The following is an 18,734-nucleotide window of genomic DNA, read 5'->3' as shown; positions in this document are numbered from 1 at the left end:
GACGCCTATGGCCTCCAAACCTCGTTCCTCCTCACCGCCGCGTGCGAACTCTATGTCCTGTTCTATGGCCTGTGGGGCAGCCGCGTGACCGAGGCGTTGCCGGACGCGGCGCCGGAGGCGGTTTAGATTCTCCCCGTCACCCCGGCCTTGTGCCGGGGTGACGGGGAGGCTGGGAGCTAACGCTCCGCCAAAATCGACCGGTCGATCTTCGTGACGGCATTGACCCCGGTCAGCGTCATCGCGACGCGCATCTCCTTCTCGATCAGGTCGAGCAGCTGCGCGACGCCGGCCTCGCCGCGCGCCGCCAGCGCATAGAGCCAGGCGCGGCCGAGCAGCACGCCGTGCGCGCCGAGCGCGAGCATCCGCACCACGTCGAGCCCCGAGCGGACCCCCGAATCGGCCAGCACGGTCACCCGGTCGCGCACCGCGTCGGCGATCGCCGGCAGCGCCCGGGCGCTCGACAGCACGCCGTCGAGCTGCCGCCCGCCATGGTTGGAGACGACGATGCCGTTCGCGCCGATGTCGGCGGCGGCGCGCGCGTCCTCGGGATCGAGGATGCCCTTGATGATCAGCGGGCCGTCCCACGCCGCGCGAATCCAGTCGAGGTCGCGCCAGGTGATCGACGGATCGAAGTTGGCGCCGAGCCAGCCCATGTAGTCGTTCATGCCGCTGGCATTGCCGAGCACCGGCTCGAGGTTGCCGAGCCGGTGCGGCCGGCCGCGGATGCCGACATCCCACGCCCAGCCGGGCTTGCCGATCGCCTGCAGCACGCGGCGCAGCGGCGCGTTCGGCCCCGACATGCCCGAATGCGCGTCGCGATAGCGCGCGCCGGGCACCGGCATGTCGACGGTGAACACCAGCGCCTCGGCGCCCGCTTGCCTGGCGGCGGCGATCAGGTCGCCCATGAAGCCGCGGTCGCGGATCACGTAGAGCTGGAACCACAGCGGCCCGCGGCTCGCTCGCGCGATCTCGCCGATCGAGCAGAGCGCGACGGTCGAGACGGTGAACGGCAGCCCGCGCGCATTGGCGGCGCGCGCCGCCTGCGTCTCGCCGCGGCGGCGGTACATGCCGCCGATGCCGATCGGCGCCAGCGCGACCGGCAGCGGCTGTGCGCGTCCGAACAGCGTCGTCGACAGGTCGATCTCGGCGACGTCGCCGAGCACGCGCTGGCGCAGCGCCACCGCCTGGAGGTCGGCGACGTTGCGCGCCAGCGTCGCCTCGGCATAGGCGCCGCCGTCGGCATAATCGAACAGGAAGCGCGGCAGCCGCCGCTTCGCCGCCGTGCGGAAGTCGAGCGTCGAGGCGATCGTCGTCATTGCAGGTTCACGAACATCCCGCCGTCGACCAGCAGCGCGGCGCCGGTGACGTAGCGCGCGAGATCGGAGGCGAGGAACACCGTCGGCCCGACCATGTCCTCCGGCTGGCCCAGCCGGCCCAGCGGCACCCGGCTCTCCATGTAGCGGCGCTTGCCCTCGTCGGCGAGGTCGTCCTTGTTGATGTCGGTCAGGATGGTGCCGGGCAGCAGCGCGTTGCAGCGGATGCCATGCTTGCCGAGCGCGATCGCGGTCGACTGCATCAGCGACAAGACACCGGCCTTGGTCGGAGTGTAGTGCGTCTGATACTCGCCGCCGACCAGCGCCGAGATCGACGACATCGCGATGATCGAGCCGCCGTCGCCCTGGGCCACCATCTGCCGCGCCGCCGCCTGCACCATGAAATAGGCGCCGTGCAGGTTCACCCGCATCGTGCGATCGAGCGTCTCGACCGGCATGTCGAGGAAGGCGTGAAACGGGCAGATGCCGGCGTTGTTGACGAACACGTCGACGCGCCCCAGCGCCGCGGTCGCGCGCGCGACGAAGTCGGTCGCGGTCTCCGGATCGGCGACGTCGCCCTGGATCGCGACGCCCTTGCGCCCCAGCGCCTCGATCTCGGCCACCGTCGCCTCGGCGCCGGCGGCGTCGCGCGCGAAGTTGATCGCGACGTTCGCGCCGTGCTTGGCGCAGCCCACCGCCACCGCGCGGCCGATCCCGGCCGAGGCGCCCGTCACCAGAACCGTCTTGTTCTCCAGCAGCATGTCACAATCCCTTAGTTCGAACGATCCTGAAGCACGGCGACGCCCTCGGGGCCGAGCGCGACGCTGCCGACGGTCCCCCCGGCCAGCACATCATCCATCGCGCGCGGCAATGCCACGGTGCGGCGCTCGCGGCCATGGTTGATGAGGATGACGATCCTGCGGCCATTGCCCTCGCGGGTCATCAGCTCGACGTCCTTGGGCGCCGCGAAGTCGCGCGTCACGCCGGCACCGGCCAGCGCCTGGTCGATCAGCGTCTTCATCACCGCATCGTCGACCAGCGCGCCGACATAGGTGATCGTCCCATTGCCGACCTTGCGCGTGATCGCGGCGGGATGGCCGTCGAGCCAGCCGTTGGCCTTGCCGTAGCGCAGCAGCACCTGGGTGTCGGGCGCCCTGGTCGACAGGTCCTCGGCCCAGATCGTCGCCTCGCCGTCGCCGACCGCGACCGTCTCGTCGAGCGCGTAGAATTGCTCGACCTGTCCGCCGAGCAGCTCGGCGAGCGGGCCCGGCTGGCGGACCGGATCGAGCCGGTTGAACTCGTCCTTCATTCCCGACCGCGGCCCGAGGATCAGGTGACCGCCGCCCTTCACGTAGGCGGCGAGCTTCGCCGCTGTCTCGTCGGTGATGATGTTGAGGCTCGGCGCCACCACCAGCTTGTAGCCGTCGAGCGGCCCCGCCGCCTCGACGATGTCGACCGCGCCGAGGGCATCCTTGAGCGGCCGGTAATAGTCGAGCAGCACCGCGATCTGGTCATAGTCCTTGTGGTGCAGCTGGAAGTCGATCGCCCAGCGGCTCGGATAGTCCTGCAGGATCGCGACCGGCGATACCGGGTGCGTGCCGGCGATCGCCGGCGAGGCCTTCGCCATCTCGCGCCCGATCCGCGTCACCTCGGGATAGATCGGCAGCGGCTTGCCGTTCGGCCCGACGATCGATCCGTGCATCGTCTCCTGGCCGTTCAGCGCGTTGCGCCACTGCCAGTAGAGTATGCCGTCGGCGCCGTGGCCGACCGCCTGCCACGCCATCGCCCGCGTCTCGCCGGGGTAGAGCATGTTGCTGACCGGCGCCCAGTTCACGAAGCCGGGCTGGATCTCCATCACCCAGAAGTTCCGCCGCTTCCATCCCCGCACCAGGTCGTGCGTCGCGCCGTTGCGATAGGGCTGGAGATGGCCGGTGCCGACGTAATTGTCCCATGAGGCGAAATCGAGGTCGCGGTTGATCGCGTAGCGGTCGAACCTGTTCGCCCAGCCGAGCCCGCCGAGGTTGGTGGTGATGAACTGCGCCGGCGCGGCCTTGGCGCGGATCGCGTCGAGTTGGTTTTTCTGGAACGCGACCCATTGGCTGGTGATGAACCGCTTCTGCTCCAGCATCAGCCCCGGATTGCCCGTCTCGGTGTTGAACGGCACCTGGTCCCAGGCGGTGTAGGTCTGCGACCAATAGGCGGTCGTCCACGCCTCGTTGAGCTTGTCGAGCGTGTCGTAGCGCTGCTTCAGCCACGCGATCCACGCCGCCTTGGCATCGGGATCGTAGCTCTCGTCGGTATATTCGTTGCCGATCTGCCAGCCGACGACGTTGGGCTCGTGCCCCAGCGCCTCGGCCATGCGCGTGACGATGTCCCGGCAGAACGCGCGGTAACGCTGCGACGAGATCGAGAACTGCCGCCGCCCGCCGTGGCCGAGCCTTTTGCCCTCGCCGTCGATGCGCAGCACTTCCGGATATTTCTGGGTGAGCCAGGCCGGCGGCGTGTCGGTCGGCGTGCCGACCACGACCTTGATATCGTACTCGGCGGCGAGCCGCACGGCGCGGACCAGCCAGCCCATGTCGTACCGGCCTTCGGTCGGCTCCATCCGGCTCCAGGCGAACTCGCCGATGCGCACGACGTTGGCGCCGTGCGCCTTCATCAGGCGCAGGTCCTCTTCCCAGCGCTCCTCGGGCCATTGCTCGGGATACCAGGCGGAGCCGAGCCACAGCTTCTCGAACTGCTGCTGTCCGGCGGGCGCGACTGTATCGGCCGCTGCCGGCAACGGCGCCGCGAGCAACAATGCGGCAGTGGCGAGGAGCAATCGTCTCATATCGACCAGCCGCCGTCGATGTTGTGGATCTGCCCGGTCGTATAGGTCGCGCCGGCGAGATAGACGACCAGATCGGCGATCTCCTCCGGCGTGCCGATGCGCCCGATCGGCTGCCGCGCGACGAAGGCGGCGCGGGTGGTCTCATAGTCGCCCTGCGCGGACAAACGCTGCTGCAGCGACGGCGTCTCGACCGTGCCCGGGCAGATCGCGTTGCAGCGGATGCCCCGGCCGACATAGTCGGCGGCGAGCGCCTTGGTGAGGCCGATCACCGCCGCCTTGGTGGTGCCATAGACGAAGCGGTTGGGCACGCCCTTCACGCTGGAGGCGACCGACGACATGTTGATGATCGCGCCGTCGCCCTTGGCCAGCATCCCCGGCAGCACCGCGCGGCACGTCCGCACCATCGCCTTGACGTTGAGCTCATAGGCGAAGTCGAGGTCGGCGTCGGTCGACTCGAGCAGCGCGCCGCCGTGGACCACGCCCGCGCAGTTGAACAGTATGTCGACCGTGCCCGCATCGCCGACGACCGCCGCGATGTCGTTCGGATCGAGCACGTCGAGCCGGGTGGTGGCGACGCGCTCGCCGGCGAGGCCCTCCAGCGCCGCCTCGTTGATGTCGGTCGCGATCACGCGTGCGCCGGCCGCGGCGAGCGCGAGCACCGAGGCGCGACCGATGCCCTGCGCGGCGGCGGTGACGAGGGCGGTCTTGCCGGAAAGGTCGATCACGGGAGGTCCTTCATTCTGTGGGAATCGGAAACGCCGGTGCGGCGGCGGCACGGTAGCAGGCTTCGACCAATGCCATCGTTCTCCACGCATCCTCGACGTTGGTGGCGAGACGGTCGTCCTCACCCACCGCGAAGCGCTGGAGATTGGCCATCGGGCCGATGAATGCGTCAGGGAACCAGGCGCCTTCAAGCGCGATCTGCTCCCACGGTCCGCCCTTGCGCGCCAGCCACAGCTCGTCGGGCTCTCCGGTCGGATAGTCGAGCAGCAGCCCGAGCTTCGCCATCGCCGCGCCCTCGGTTCCCTCAACACGGAACGAGGCGTCCTGGAAGCGGCGGCCGAAATCATGGTGATGGTTGATCGACAGCGTCGCGCGCAGCGTCTTGCCGTAATCGAGAACCATGGTCGTCCGCGTATCGGCAAGCTGGCTCGACGGATGGCCATAACTGCGCGCGAATACCCCGCCCGGATCCCCGGAAAGCGCGCGGATCGCGTCGAGGTAGTGGATCGAATGCGACACGATCTCAACCCGAGGATTGGGGATGAGGTGCGGAAACAGGTGCCAGGGCGTGACGAGGTTCAGGCGCACCTCGATCTCGACCAGCTCGCCGAGCTTCCCTCGCGCGATCGCGTCGGCGACGGCGAGCATCATCGCCGAATAGCGCAGCTGGAAGTTGACCGAAGCGGTCAGCCGCCGCTCGCGGCACACCTGCCGGATCGCGCTGGCGGCGCCGAGGTCGAGTCCCATCGGCTTCTGCAGCAGCACCGTCGCCTCCTCCGGCAGCGCGGAGAGGATCGCGGCATGGGCGACCGGTGGGGCGGCGACGTCGAACACCGCATCGGCGGAGGCCGCTTCCTCCAGCGAGGCGAACGCGGTGGCGATGCCCCATTCGGCGGCCAGCGCCTCGGCACGCGCGCGGTCGGTGTCATAGAGGCCGGCCACGGCGAAGCCGGCCTTGCGATAGGCGGGCAGGTGCGCGTCCTTCACGATCCCGCCGGTGCCGACGATCACGATCGGTCGCGGGGTGGAGGGCATCGGCCAGCGCTGGCGGAGCGCGCTCACACGATCGCCTCCGCGCGGGCCTGGGCCTCGCCGAGCAGCGCGCCGGTCGGCGTGTCGCCCGTCACCGCCGCGGTCAGCATGTCGTCGACGATGTGCGAGATGTCGGCGAGCTTCGGCGTCAGCGGCATCTGGCGGGCGTGCCCGTGCAGCCAGTCGAGCCGGTGGTAATAGGGGACCAGCGCGTTGATCTCGGGATCGGCCCAGGTCGATCTGCGCACGCCGATCGCGCCTTCGATGGTGGTAAGCTTGTCCATCGGCGCGGTGGCGCAGTGGCGGAGGAATTCCCAGGCAAGCTGCTTGCGCGGCGAGCCGCTGCCGATCGTCAGCACCCAGAACACGTTGAGCGAGACGCTGCGCCCGCCAGGCCCGGCGGGGAGGGGAGCGACGTCGACCAGCCCCTTCACCCGACTGTCCGGCGCGGTATCGGCATAGGCGGCGAAGCCGAACCAGTTGGCCATCAGCGCGACCTTGCCCTCGGCGAACAGCAGCCCGGACCCGACGCTGTCGAGCTCGCGCGCGCCCGGCGCCATCGCGCTTGCATCGCCGGCGAGCGTGCGCAGGAAATCGAGCGCGGCATGGGCCTCGGTCGAGGTGAAGGCGGGGCGTCCGGTCGCATCGAACGGCGCGCCGCCGCGCGACCAGATGTGGATGCAGAAATCGTAGAAGCCGTTGTGCCCGTCCGGGAACAGCGCGAGCACCGTGCCGTACTGCTCCCGCCCCGGCCGGTGGAGCGCCCGGGCGGCGGCGTGGAATGCGTCCCAGGTGGTCGGCACCGCGATGCCGGCGGCGGCGAGCAGGTCCTTGCGGTAGACGAGGCACTCGGGCCCGTCGTGGTAGGGCATCCCCCAATAGCCACCGGCGAAGCGCTGCATCGTCGTCAGCGACGGGCTCCACGCGTCCGGAAAGTCCGCGATCGGTGCCCGCACCATGTGCGGCGTCAGGTCCTCGAGCAGACCGTCGGCCTGCGCCTCGGCCAGCCAGTCGGTCGCCATGAAGGCGATGTCCCAGTCGCCCGTCGCGAGCCCGCGCTGTCCGATCACCGCCTCGTGCAACGGATTGAGGTCCATCGCCACCGCCTCCAGCGCGGCGTCGGCGCCGGTCGCGGCAACGAAATCGGCGAACTGTTTCCGGATCGCGCTTTCGAACGGATCGAACTTGCGGACGGCGATGCGAAGCGTCTCGGTCATGCCGCAGCCTCCTCAGTGGCCGCAGGCCGGGCACGCCGGCGGTCCGCGCCGATCGTGTAGATCGCGGCCGCTACCACGACCACGATACCCTCGATCAGCCCCTGATAGTTGGCGCCGAGATTGAGGACGTTGAACCCGTTGGTGAGCGTGAACAGCAGCAGCGCGCCGACCACCGTCTTCACCACGCTCCCCGCCCCGCCGAACAGCGACGTGCCGCCCAGGATCGCGGCGGCGATCACCGTCAGCTCGGCGCCCTGCAGCGCGGTCGGGTTGATCGCGCCCAGGCGGCAGCCGAACAATATGCCGGCGAAACCCGCCGCCATGCTCGACAGCACGAACGCGCCGAGGCGATAGGCGTGGACATTGACGCCGGAGAGCCGCGCCGCCTCGGCATTGCCGCCGACGGCATAGAGCCGACGGCCGATCACGGTGAAGCGGAGCACGAACCAGACCAGCGCGGTGAACACCGTGAGATAGATCACCGGCGCCGCGACGGTGAAGCCGGTCCCGGCGAGCAGCGCCACCGCGCCCACCACCACGCCGCCTGCGATCGTCAGCGGCAGCCGCCTGACCGCGCCCAGCGCGATCAGCCCCGCCGCCAGCGCCAGCAGCGGCCAGAACAGCGGCACGCGCGTGCTCTCGAACGCCAGCATCTCCGCCAGCACCTGCGGCTGCTCGACCATCAGCGAGCGGCCGTCGGTCAGGATCAGCACCAGGCCCCGCACGGCGGTCAGCGTCCCCAGCGTGACGATGAAGGCGTTGATCCCGACGAACTGGACGATCGCCCCGTTGAGCAGCCCGATCGTCGCCGCCACGCACAGCGCCGCGCCCGCCGCCGGCACGAAGCCGATCTGCCCGGCGAGCCCGATCAGCACCGCCGCCGCCAGCGCCGCCACCGATGCGACGGAGAGGTCGAAGGCGCCGGTGATCAGCATCACCGTCATCGCCACGCCCATGATCCCGACCAGCGATGCCTGATAGGCGATGTTGCCGAGGTTCTGGCTCGACAGATAGGGCGGCAGCCCACGCGAAGCGGCCAGCGCGGCGAGCACGCCGAGCAGCAGCAGCAGCGCGTAATAGACGCCCGCCTCCCTGAGGCCGAAGGTTCGTCGCCAGTCGATCATGCAGCGGCTCCCACGGGCGCGCGTCCGCCCCCGGCCATGAGGATGAGGTCGGATTCGGTGCTCGCCGCCGGATCGGCTTCGCCGACCACCGCGCCGTCGCGCAGCACCAGCAGGCGGTCGCACACCGCGAGCAGCTCCTCCAACTCGGAGGAGACCAGGATCGCCGGCAGGCCCTCGTTGGCCAGCGCGCGGATCAGCCGCAGGATGTCCGTGCGCGCGCCGATGTCGATGCCGGCGGTCGGCTCGTCGAGCAGCAGCACGCGCGTCGCGGGCGACAGCCATTTGGCGATCACCACCTTCTGCGCATTGCCGCCGGACAGCTCGCCGGGAACGGCGTCCGGGCCGGGAGCCTTGATCGCCAGCCGCCGGATCGCGTCGTCGGCGGCCGCGCGATCGGCTTCGGCGTCCAGCAGCCATCGGTTGCCATGCGGAAGGGCGATGTTCTCGGCCAGCGTCAGCGCCGGAACATAGCCCTGCGCCACGCGGTCCTCCGGCACCAGCGCGATGCCGGCGGCGACCGCCTCGTCCGGCCATCGCCCGACCGGCGAACCATCGAGCAGCACCGTGCCGCTCGCCCGCCGGTCGGCGCCGAAGATCGCGTGGAGCAGTTCGCTCCGCCCCGAGCCGAGCGTGCCCGCCAGCCCCAATATCTCGCCCGTGCGCAGCGTGAAGCTGGTCGGTGCGAGCTTGCCGGGCGAAGCGAGGTCCCGCACCTCCAGCACCGGTGCCCCCAGGGCGCGCGGCTCGGGCGAGCGTTCGAGCGCGGTTACCGATCGCCCGGCGATGGCGGCGGCGATCTCGTGCGGCTCAAGCCCGGCGGTCTTGGCATGGAGCACAGTGCGGCCGTCGCGCAGTACGGTCACCTCATCGGTCAGCGCCATGATCTCGTCGATGAAGTGCGACACGAACAGCACCGCCTTGCCCTCGGCGGCGAGGCGGCGGATCGTCTCGTAGACTCGGGACCGCTCATGGCCGGCGAGCGAGGCGGTCGGCTCGTCCATCACCACCACCTCGGCGCCCGCGGCGAGCGCCTGCGCGATCGCCACCATCTGCCGCGCACCGATCGGCAGCTCGGCGACCGGCGCATCGAGCGGGAAAGGATCGCCCAGCGAGGCGACCAATGCGGCGATGCGCTCGCGATCGTCGGCGCGGGTCCGCCACCAGCCGGTCTCGTCGAGCAGGATATTCTCGATCGCGCTCAGGGTCGGCACCAGCGGGATATGCTGGTAGATGGTGGCGACGCCGGCCGCCTTGGCGTCGCGCGGGGTCGACCAGCACAGCGTCTCGCCGTCGCGGCGGATGGTGCCGGCGGTCGGGGCGAGCGCGCCGGCCAGGACCTTGATCAGCGTCGACTTGCCCGCGCCGTTCGCGCCGAGCAGGCCGTGGACCCTGCCGGGCGCGAGCGTCAGGTCGACGCCGCGCAGGGCGACGGTACCGTTGGGAAAGGTCTTGGCGATGCCTTCGAGGCTGAGCGTCACCATTGGCCGACGCATTCCCCGACGTTGGCGCGGGTGACGGCCGGGATCGGATAGGTGCGGAAGTGCGGGCCCCCCGCCTGCGGATCGTGCAGCGCCTGGAAGGCGAGCGCGCCCAGCGCCTCGGGCTTGAAGCAGACGGTGCCGTCGACCGCGCCCGCCTTGATCGAGGCGACGGCGAGCTTCGAGCCGCCGACCCCGACCAGCCGCGCCTTCGACCCGGCGGCACGCACCGCACGGGCGCAACCGATCACCATGTCGTCGGCCTCGTTGAAGAACAGGTCGACGTCCGGTTGCGCGGCGAGGATGTTCTGGCACGCCGCCTCGCCGCCTTCCGACGTCCAGTTGCCCGGCTGCGATGCGACGATGCGATAGTGGACGCCGGCCTTGGCGAGCCCCTGGCGGAAGCCGCGGGCGCGCTGCTCGACCTCGGGGAAACCGGCCGCGCCCTCGATCATCGCGATCCGCGCGATGCGGTTTCTGGGCAGCAGCCGCGCCGCGAGCGTGCCGGCCGCCTCGCCGGCGGCGACCTCGTCCTGGGAGGCGAGCGCGACCAGGCCCGGGTAGACGTCCTCGATCCGGCGCGTCCGGGGATCGCCGATCAGCGCCGCGACCGCTGCGACCGGCACGCCGGCCCGGCCCGCGCGGGCGACCCAGCCCTGCGCCACCACCGAATCGAGCGGCATGATCGCGATGCCTTTCACGCGCTGGGCGATCAGATCGTCGATATCGTTGGCCTGTTTCTGCACCTCGCCCTGCGCGTCGAGCACCACGGCGGTGGCGCCGGCGCGCGCGGCGGCATCGCCGAAGCCCTTGGCGATGGCGGCGGCGAAGGGATAGCTCAGCCCCACCGTCGACAGTCCGTAGCGCGGACCGCCGCCGACGGCCGCGGTCACCGGAGCGCCTGCCCGCGCCGCCTGCCGCAGCGACGCCAGCGACGCGATCGCGACCACGACGACGAGCACCCAGATCAGCAGCGGGACCGGGCGCCAGCGCATCGGCTCAGGCCAGCGGCTCGCAGCGCAGCACGAGGTAGAGGTGCTCGCACGCCAGCACCGTCTCGCTGCGCTGGTTGCGGATGTCGACCGCCTCGGTGACGACGCCGTGCGTGGTGCGCTTCGGGTGGTCGCGCTTGTCGGCGATGCGGGTGATCGTCCTGATCGTGTCGCCGATGTGCACCGGGCGGATGAAGCGCAGCCGGTCGTAGCCATAGGACATGGCGTGCGGGTTGATCGTGGTGGCGGTGAGGCCGATACCGACCGAGAACACCAGCGTCCCATGCGCGATGCGCTGGCCGAACTCCTGCGTCGCGCACCATTCCGCATCCATGTGATGCGGGAAGAAGTCGCCGGTGTGGCCGGCGTGGACGACGAAGTCGGTCTCGGTGATCGTGCGGCCGAAGCTGGTGCGCTCGGCGCCGATCTCATAGTCCTCGAAATATTGCTCGACGATCATCGGATTGTGTCCATCAATATGGTGTCGGCACCGAGCCGTGGCGCGGCTCGGCCATTGGCGAGGACGCGGCCGTCGATGCGGATCGGGCAGCGGGTGAGGGTGAGCCTGTCTCCGTCCGGCGACGTCACCTGCTGCGTCGCTTCCAGCGCGGCGAAGGCGGGGTCGGCGGTGAAGCCCGGCCAGTCGTTGACCGGCGCCGCCCAGATGCCGGCGGGCTCCAACCGGTCGAGCCAATGGCGGCTCGGCTGGGTCGCGAGATGGTCGCGCAGCACCGCCTTGATCGCATCGCGCTCGGCGAACCAGCGGTCGGCCGGGAAGGCCGTGAGCGCCGGGCAGTCGATCACCTCGGCCAGCCGATCGACCGGGCACATCGCGATGGCGAGATGGCCGTCGGCGGCGGCGTAGATGCCGTAGGGCGCGGCGAGGTAGAGGTTGGCGTTGGCGACCTTGCTCCGCTCGGGCATCGCCCCGCCGCGGTTGAGATAGACCGCCAGATGCTCGAACTGGAGATCGATCGCCGCCTCGATCAGGCTGACGTCGACGCGCCCGCCCTTGCCGGTGACGCCGCGCCGCACCAGCAGCGCGAGGATGCCCTGCGCGAGCTGCGCGCCCGCCATCATGTCGGTGATCGCCAGGCCCGCCGGCACCGGCGGCCCGTCCGCATTGCCCGACAGCCAAGCGATCCCGGAAAGCGACTGGACGAGCAGGTCCTGCCCCGGCCGGTCGCGCCACGGCCCGGTCGGACCATAGCCGCTGACCCCGGCATAGATCAGCCGCGGGTTGGGCGCCGATACCGCCTCCCACCCGAGCCCCAGCCGCTCCATGATGCCCGGCCGGAAATTGTGGATCAGCACGTCGGCGCGTGCGACCAGCGCCTTCACCCTGGCGAGATCGCCGGCGTCCTTGAGGTCGGCCGCGACCGATAGCTTGCCGCGGTTGATCGCGTGGAACAGCGCGCTGTCGCGGTCGAAGGCGAGGTCGGCGAGATAGAGCCTGCGGCCGGCGTCGCCGCCGTCGGGCCGCTCGACCTTGATCACCCGCGCGCCGAGGTCGCCGAGCCGCAGCGCCGCCGAGGGGCCGGCGAGGAACTGGCTGAAATCGAGCACCGTCACACCGCCGAGCGGCATGACGAGGTCGCTGTCCTGCTGGGCGGCGGCCATGATGGTGTCGATCCCCTCGATTAGTATGTTTATATGATATTTCCTTCCCAAGCGCTATGCGGCGCGGTAGGAGGCGAGTCAACCGGGTTTCGGAAGCGAGGGGAGAGGGCGATGCGCGGAATGACGTGGGACCATCCACGCGGGTTCGATCCGCTGGTCGCCGCGACGCGCGAATGGGTGGCGAACGGCGGCGAGCCGATCGGGTGGGACCGCCGCTCGCTCCAGGATTTCGAGAGCTTTTCCGTGGAGGAGCTGGCGCTCCGCTACGACCTCATCGTGATCGACCATCCGCACGTCGGCCAGGTCGCCGATGCCGGCTGTTTGGCGCCGCTCGACGCGCTGTGCGATGCCGATGCGCTGGCGGGGATCGCCGCCGGATCGGTCGGCGGGTCGTACGAGAGCTACAACTGGTCCGGCCATCAATGGGCGTTGCCGATCGACGCGGCGGCGCAGGTGCAGGCCTGGGTGCCGGGGCGGATCGAGGCGCCGCTCGGCGACTGGGACGCGGTGATCGCGCTGGCGAAAGAGGAACGGCTGACGTTGCCGCTCCGTCCGCCACATTCGCTGATGTCGCTTTTCACGCTGAGCGGGCTTGCCGGCGTGACGCTGCCGGTCGAGGGCGACACGCTGTTCCCGGACGAAGCGCGGGCCGCCTACGACCGGCTCGCCGAGCTGGTGGCGGCAATCGACCCCGCCGCCTATGACCAGGACCCCATCGCCGTGCTCGAGGTCATGGCCGAGCCGGACGCCCGGATCGCGGCCGCGCCGCTGATCTACGGCTATGTGAGCTATGCGCTCGGGGGCTTCCGCCCCACGCGGATCGTCTTCGCCGATCTGCCCGCGTCCGACCCGCGCGGATCGACGCTCGGCGGCACCGGCATCGCGGTGTCGGCATTCGGCGCCGCGCCCGCCGAAGCCGCCCGGTTCGCACAATGGGTGGCGAGCGGCCAGGTCCAGCGCGGCCTCTACGCAGCCGCGGGCGGACAACCTGCCCACGCTGATGCCTGGAGCGACGTGGCGGTCAACGCGCCGGTCGCCGGCTTCTATGCCGAGACGCGCGTCACGCTCGACCGCGCCTGGGTACGCCCCCGCCACGACGGCTACATGGCGTTCCAGCAGGCCGCCTCCGATCGCCTCAACCAGGCGCTGCGCGCGGGCGAGAACGCGGCGTCCGCGCTCACCGCGCTCAATGCGCTTTACCGGGACAGCCGATGAGCGCCGCGCGCCCGCTCGACGGGCTGCTCGTCATCGACATGGCGCAGTTCCTGTCCGGCCCCTCGGCGGCGCTCAGGCTCGGCGACCTCGGCGCGCGGGTGATCAAGGTCGAGCGGCCGGGGACGGGCGACATCTGCCGCACCCTCTATCTCTCCGACACCGAGATCGGCGGCGCCTCGACGCTGTTCCACGCGATCAATCGCGGCAAGGAGGGCATCACGCTCGACTACAAGCAGCCCGCCGACCGCAACGCGCTGCTCCGCCTCGCCGAACGGGCGGACGTGGTGATCCAGAACTTCCGCCCCGGCGTCGCCGAGCGGCTCGGCGTCGGGCCGGAGCAGCTGTGCGCCGCCAATCCCCGCCTCGTGGTCGGCTCGATCAGCGGCTATGGCGAGGAGGGGCCCTGGGCCGACCTCCCCGGACAGGACCTGCTCGCGCAGGCGCTGTCCGGCGTGATGTGGCTGAACGGCAGCGCCGGGGGCGGGCCGGTGCCGGTCGGCCTGTCAATCGCCGACATGCTGGCGGGGCACGTGCTGGTCGAGGGTATCCTCGCCGCGCTCGTCCGCCGCGGCATCACGGGGGAGGGCGCGCATGTCGCGACCAGCCTGCTCGAGGTGCTGGTCGACTTCCAGTTCGAGGTGCTGACCACGCATCTCAACGACGGCGGCCGGCTGCCGCGGCGCGCGGCGGTCGACAATGCCCACGCCTATCTCGCCGCGCCCTATGGCGTGTACCGCACCGCCGACGGCTGGCTGGCGCTGGCGATGACGCCGCTCGACCGGCTGGCGCCGCTATTGGACCTCGACCTCACAGGCGATCCCTTCGCCGATCGCGACGCGATCAAGGCGCGGATCGCCGCCCGCCTTGCCGACGACACCACCGACGCCTGGATGGCCAGGCTGCGCCCGCGCGACATCTGGTGCGCGCCGGTGCTCGACTGGCCGGCGCTGCTCGCGTCGGAAGCCTTCCGCCGCCTCGACCTGCTCCAGCAGGCGGGCGGGATCACGACCACCCGCGCCCCGCTCCGCATCGACGGCGCGCGCGCGAGCAACCCCGCGGGCGCGCCCGCGATCGACCAGCACGGCGCCGCGATCCGGCGCGAGTTCGGTCTCTAGAGAACAGGCCAGAGGGAGAAGGACATGGCGGGCACGGCACGATGGGCGATGGGCGGCGCGCTGGCGGTGCTGGCGGCGGCGACCGCGCCCGCGCAGGACCGCGCCCCCGATCCCGAGACCTTCCGCAATCCCCCCGCCGAGACGCGCCCCAACACGCTCTATTTCTGGATGAACGGCAACGTGACGCGGGAAGGGATCGATTCCGACCTCGCCGCGATGCGCGAGATCGGCCTCGGCGGCGCGTTGATGTTCGACGGCAGCAGCGACGTGCCGAAGGGGCCGGTCGACTATCTGAGCCCGCACTGGCTCGACCTCATGACGCACATGGCGGCGAAGGCCGACCAGCTCGGCCTCAAGGTCGGGCTGCACAACGCGCCCGGCTGGTCGTCGAGCGGCGGCCCGTGGATCACCCCGGCGCAGTCGATGCAGCAGATCGTCTGGACGGAGACGACCGTCGCGGGCGGTAAGCCGCTGACCGTCAAGCTCGCCCGGCCCTACGCCAAGCGCGGCTACTACCGCGACGCCGCGGTGCTCGCCTTTCCCGCTTCGGCCGGCGACGAGAGCAACTATCGCAGCGCGGTCGCCGGAATGCGCGCAGGCACCGCGGTGCCCGCGTCGACGCTCACCGACCGCAATCTCAACACCAGCGTCGAGATCGCGCCCGACGCGCCGCTGATCGTGACGATGAAGACCCCGTTCACCGCGCAGGCGGTGACGCTCTACGGCGACAAGGACGCGGTCTTCTCCGCGACGATCGAGGCATCCGACGACGGCAGGAGCTGGACGCGGATCGGCAAGGTCGCGGTGGGCCCCGCGCGCGGGATCGAATCCCCCGGCACGCTCAACGTCGCCAGCGTCACCGCCAGGCAGTTCCGCATCACGCCCGCTGCCAAGACCAGGATCGCCGAGGCGCTGTTCTACGCGAACCCGCGCATCGACAATTGGGATCTCAAGGGCGAGCACGACTTCCAGATGCAGGGCGCGGTCGAGCATCATCCGACCGACCTGCTCGCCCGCTACGCGATCGATCCGGCCAAGGTGATCGACATCACCGCCAAGCTCGATCCCGACGGCACACTCAGGTGGACGCCCCCGAACGGCCGCTGGACGGTGCTGCGCTTCGGCCACACCACCACCGGCCACCTCAACGTCGCCGCGTCGGATTCGGGCCGCGGGCTCGAGGTCGACAAATTGAGTGCCGCCGCGGTCGACCATCAGTTCGACAGCAGCGTCGCCCGGCTGGTGAAGGCGGCGGGCCCGCTCGCCGGCAAGTCGTTCGACATGATCGAGATCGACAGCTTCGAGGCGGGCCTCCAGAACTGGACGCCCAACCTCCCCGCCGACTTCGCCAAGCGCAACGGCTACGACATCCTGCCCTACCTGCCGGCGCTGACCGGCCGCATCGTCGGCGACCTCGACACCTCGAACCGCTTCCTGTTCGACTTCCGCCGCACGCTCGCCGACCTGATGGCCGACAATTACTATGGCCGGATGCAGCGGCACGCCAACGCCGCCGGGCTGCGCTTCCATGTCGAGGGCTATGGCCCGGGCGCGTTCGACGCGCTCCAGGTCTCGGGCCGCGCGCAGGTGCCGATGACCGAATTCTGGTCGCGCACGCCCTGGACCGACAACCGCACGGTCAAGATGGTCGCCTCCGCCGGTCACGTCTACGGCAAGGACGTCATCGCCGCCGAGGCCTTCACCGGCGAGGCGGAGACCAGCCGCTGGCAGGACTTCCCCTATGCGATGAAGACGCTGGGCGACCAGATGTTCGCGCAGGGCTTCAACCAGATCTACTTCCACCGCTACGCGCACCAGCCCAATCCGCAAGCGGCGCCGGGCATGGTGATGGGGCCGTGGGGCATCAACCTCGACCGCTCGAACACCTGGTTCGCCCAGGCCAGGCCCTGGATGGATTACCTCGCCCGCGCGCAATATCTGCTGCGCCAGGGCGCCTATGTCGCCGACGTGCTCTATTTCGTCGGCGAGGAAAGCCCCAATCAGGCCGAATATGTCCGTCCCCAGGTGTCGCCGGACACCAATCCGAAGATCGGCCAGTATTTCGACCCGCAGGTGCCGGCCGGCTACCAGTACGATCTGGTCAACGCCGAGGTGCTGCTGACCCGCGCGCGGATCGAGGACGGGCGGATCGTCCTCCCCAACGGCGCCAGCTATCGCCTGCTCGTGCTGCCGGCGACCCTCTCCAGCATGACGCCCGCGCTCGCCGCCAGACTCAAGGCGTTCGTCGAGCAGGGCATGGTGATCCTGGGCCCGCGGCCCGTGCACCCGATGACGCTGGCGGGAAAGCAGGACGGTGACGCCGGCTTCCGCGCCGTGACCGAGGCGATCTGGGGCGATGGCGCCGCCGATCGCCGGGTGGGGAAGGGCCGCGTGTTCGCGTCCGGCACCGTCGGCGACGTGCTGGCCGCGATCGGCGTCGCGCCCGACGCGCAATGCCGCACCGCCACGCCCGACGGCCAGGTGGTGTGGCTGCACCGCCGCCTCGCCGTGAGCGATATGTATTTCGTCGCCAACCGCCAGCGCCGGCCGGAGCGGGTCACCTGCACCTTCCGCGTCGGCGGCGCCGCGCCTGCGCTATGGGATGCGGAAACCGGCACCGTCACCCATCCCGCGCTGTTCGAGAGCGGCCGCGACACGACCCGCGTGACGTTCGACCTGTCGCCGGCCGGCTCGATCTTCGTGATGCTGGATCCCGCGAGCAACGCTCGAGGCATCGACTGGGTGGCGAAGGACGGCGCCCGCTTCGCCGACGTCGGCGAAGCGCCGGCGGAAGCGCCCGCCGCGCCGCGGGACAGCTTCACCATCTCGCTGTGGGCCAAGCCCGACATCGACCTGCGCCTGATGCCCGAGGAGAAGGCCGAAGGCCGCATCAACGAGACCGGCAAGAACTATCTCATCCCCGCCCGCTCCGGCCGCGACATGCATGGGCCGGGCACCGCGGCGGCGGGCCTCGCGCTCGGCCGCAACGGCGCCTTCGTCGTCGAGCGCGTCTCGCCGGACAGCGTGCCGGCCGTGCTGGTCAGCCACCAGCCGGTCGCCGGCTGGACGCATGTCGCGCTGGTCTACGATAAGGGTACGCCGAGCCTTTACCTCAACGGCAAGCTCGTCCGCACCGGCCTCCGGAGCGGCCGCACCGTCTTCGCTGGCGGCGGCGATCCGCCCTCGCCGAACGGCGTCACCTATTTCTTCGAGGGCAATTTCACGCCCGCGCGCACCGTCGCCCGCGTGCTGACCCCCGCGGAGATCGCCGCCGAGGCAGCGGCCGGCCCGCCCGCGCCGACGGTGTCGCCGACGCCCGCCGAGCTCACCCGCACCGACGACGGCAAGCTCCGGGCGCTGGCATGGGAAAGCGGCCGCTACACCATCAGCAACGGCGGCAGCTTCAAGGCCGACGTCCCTGCGCCGCTTGCGGTCGAGGGGCCGTGGACGGTCCGCTTCCAACCCGGCCGCGGCGCGCCGGACCAGACGGTGCTGCCGAAGCTCGAGAGCCTCAGCCGCCATGCCGGCGAAGGTATCCGCCATTTCTCCGGCACCGCCACCTACACCCGCACGATCGACGTGCCCGCGTCGCTGCTGCGCAAGGGCCGGCGCGTCTATCTCGACCTCGGCCGGGTCGAGGTGCTGTCCGGCGTCACCGTCAACGGCAAGGACCTGGGCGTCACCTGGAAGGAGCCCTATCGGATCGACATCACCGATGTCGTCCGTCCCGGCGCCAACAGCGTGTCGCTTGCCGTCACCAACCTCTGGGCCAACCGCATGATCGCCGACGCCGCGCTGCCCGAGGAAGGCAGGTTCGTCGACGCCGAATGGCCGATTGGCGAGCGCTTCGGGCCCGACGGCAGGAAGACCGGCGACATCATGGCCCGCAAGATCGCCGAGCTTCCGCAATGGTACAAGGACGGTAAGCCCAAGCCGCCGGGCGGCCGCGTCACCTTCACGCCATGGCTTTTCTACACCAAGGACGAGCCGCCGCTCGATTCCGGCCTGCTCGGGCCGGTGCGGGTGGTGTTCGCGGACGAGGTGGCGGTCAAATAGGTTGGATCGACGTCCAGCA

At 70.6% G+C, this 18,734-nt stretch carries 14 protein-coding genes; 3 read left to right on the top strand and 11 right to left on the bottom strand.

The window, feature by feature from the left end:
* Positions 1–176: 176 nt before the first annotated feature.
* From lldD to ACMGER_RS14545, 11 genes are read right to left on the bottom strand one after another with little or no spacing between them, the layout of a single operon-like run.
* Entirely contained in the window at positions 177–1,316 is a 1,140-nt protein-coding gene (lldD, locus tag ACMGER_RS14595) for an FMN-dependent L-lactate dehydrogenase LldD (RefSeq protein ID WP_436812846.1), read from the bottom strand.
* A complete protein-coding gene (gene lra1, locus ACMGER_RS14590; protein ID WP_436812845.1) occupies positions 1,313–2,074 on the bottom strand; it encodes an L-rhamnose 1-dehydrogenase Lra1 in 762 nt (253 codons plus the stop codon). The genes lldD and lra1 overlap by 4 nt, the downstream gene beginning before the upstream one ends.
* Before the next feature lie 11 nt (positions 2,075–2,085).
* Positions 2,086–4,143, bottom strand: coding sequence for a beta-galactosidase (locus ACMGER_RS14585; protein ID WP_436812844.1), 2,058 nt, complete (start codon positions 4,141–4,143; stop codon positions 2,086–2,088).
* A complete protein-coding gene (locus ACMGER_RS14580; RefSeq protein ID WP_436812843.1) occupies positions 4,140–4,868 on the bottom strand; it encodes an SDR family oxidoreductase in 729 nt (242 codons plus the stop codon). Before ACMGER_RS14580 ends, ACMGER_RS14585 begins: the two co-directional genes overlap by 4 nt.
* Positions 4,869–4,878: 10 nt before the next feature.
* Positions 4,879–5,928, bottom strand: a complete 1,050-nt coding sequence (locus ACMGER_RS14575) for a Gfo/Idh/MocA family protein (RefSeq protein WP_436812842.1) — start codon at positions 5,926–5,928, stop codon at positions 4,879–4,881.
* Positions 5,925–7,115 (bottom strand): extracellular solute-binding protein, encoded by a 1,191-nt coding sequence (locus ACMGER_RS14570; protein ID WP_436812841.1) that lies wholly within the window; start codon positions 7,113–7,115, stop codon positions 5,925–5,927. The genes ACMGER_RS14575 and ACMGER_RS14570 overlap by 4 nt, the downstream gene beginning before the upstream one ends.
* A complete protein-coding gene (locus tag ACMGER_RS14565; protein WP_436812840.1) occupies positions 7,112–8,239 on the bottom strand; it encodes an ABC transporter permease in 1,128 nt (375 codons plus the stop codon). The genes ACMGER_RS14570 and ACMGER_RS14565 overlap by 4 nt, the downstream gene beginning before the upstream one ends.
* A complete protein-coding gene (locus ACMGER_RS14560; RefSeq protein WP_436812839.1) occupies positions 8,236–9,720 on the bottom strand; it encodes a sugar ABC transporter ATP-binding protein in 1,485 nt (494 codons plus the stop codon). The genes ACMGER_RS14565 and ACMGER_RS14560 overlap by 4 nt, the downstream gene beginning before the upstream one ends.
* The gene (locus ACMGER_RS14555; protein ID WP_436812838.1) at positions 9,714–10,712 is read right to left on the bottom strand and encodes a sugar ABC transporter substrate-binding protein; all 999 of its coding nucleotides are present in this window, start codon (positions 10,710–10,712) and stop codon (positions 9,714–9,716) included. Before ACMGER_RS14555 ends, ACMGER_RS14560 begins: the two co-directional genes overlap by 7 nt.
* 4 nt (positions 10,713–10,716) lie before the next feature.
* On the bottom strand, positions 10,717–11,169 hold the full coding sequence (locus tag ACMGER_RS14550) for a MaoC/PaaZ C-terminal domain-containing protein (RefSeq protein WP_436812837.1): 453 nt from the start codon (positions 11,167–11,169) through the stop codon (positions 10,717–10,719).
* Positions 11,166–12,329, bottom strand: coding sequence for a CaiB/BaiF CoA transferase family protein (locus ACMGER_RS14545; protein WP_436812836.1), 1,164 nt, complete (start codon positions 12,327–12,329; stop codon positions 11,166–11,168). The genes ACMGER_RS14550 and ACMGER_RS14545 overlap by 4 nt, the downstream gene beginning before the upstream one ends.
* A gap of 111 nt (positions 12,330–12,440) precedes the next feature.
* Between ACMGER_RS14545 and ACMGER_RS14540 the strand changes: the two genes are divergently transcribed.
* Genes ACMGER_RS14540 through ACMGER_RS14530 form a run of 3 tightly spaced genes read left to right on the top strand, consistent with a single transcriptional unit; the run spans position 12,441 to position 18,715 of the window.
* The gene (locus ACMGER_RS14540) at positions 12,441–13,544 is read left to right on the top strand and encodes an extracellular solute-binding protein (RefSeq protein WP_436812835.1); all 1,104 of its coding nucleotides are present in this window, start codon (positions 12,441–12,443) and stop codon (positions 13,542–13,544) included.
* The gene (locus ACMGER_RS14535; RefSeq protein WP_436812834.1) at positions 13,541–14,659 is read left to right on the top strand and encodes a CaiB/BaiF CoA transferase family protein; all 1,119 of its coding nucleotides are present in this window, start codon (positions 13,541–13,543) and stop codon (positions 14,657–14,659) included. The genes ACMGER_RS14540 and ACMGER_RS14535 overlap by 4 nt, the downstream gene beginning before the upstream one ends.
* Before the next feature lie 24 nt (positions 14,660–14,683).
* Entirely contained in the window at positions 14,684–18,715 is a 4,032-nt protein-coding gene (locus ACMGER_RS14530) for a glycosyl hydrolase (RefSeq protein WP_436812833.1), read from the top strand.
* Positions 18,716–18,734: the final 19 nt, after the last annotated feature.

It is taken from the genome of Sphingomonas astragali, assembly GCF_051400615.1.
In the GTDB taxonomy this organism is placed as follows: Bacteria; Pseudomonadota; Alphaproteobacteria; order Sphingomonadales; family Sphingomonadaceae; genus Sphingomonas.
The sequence above is the reverse complement of the archived record's forward strand: the minus strand, read 5'-3'. Positions and strand labels throughout refer to the sequence as shown.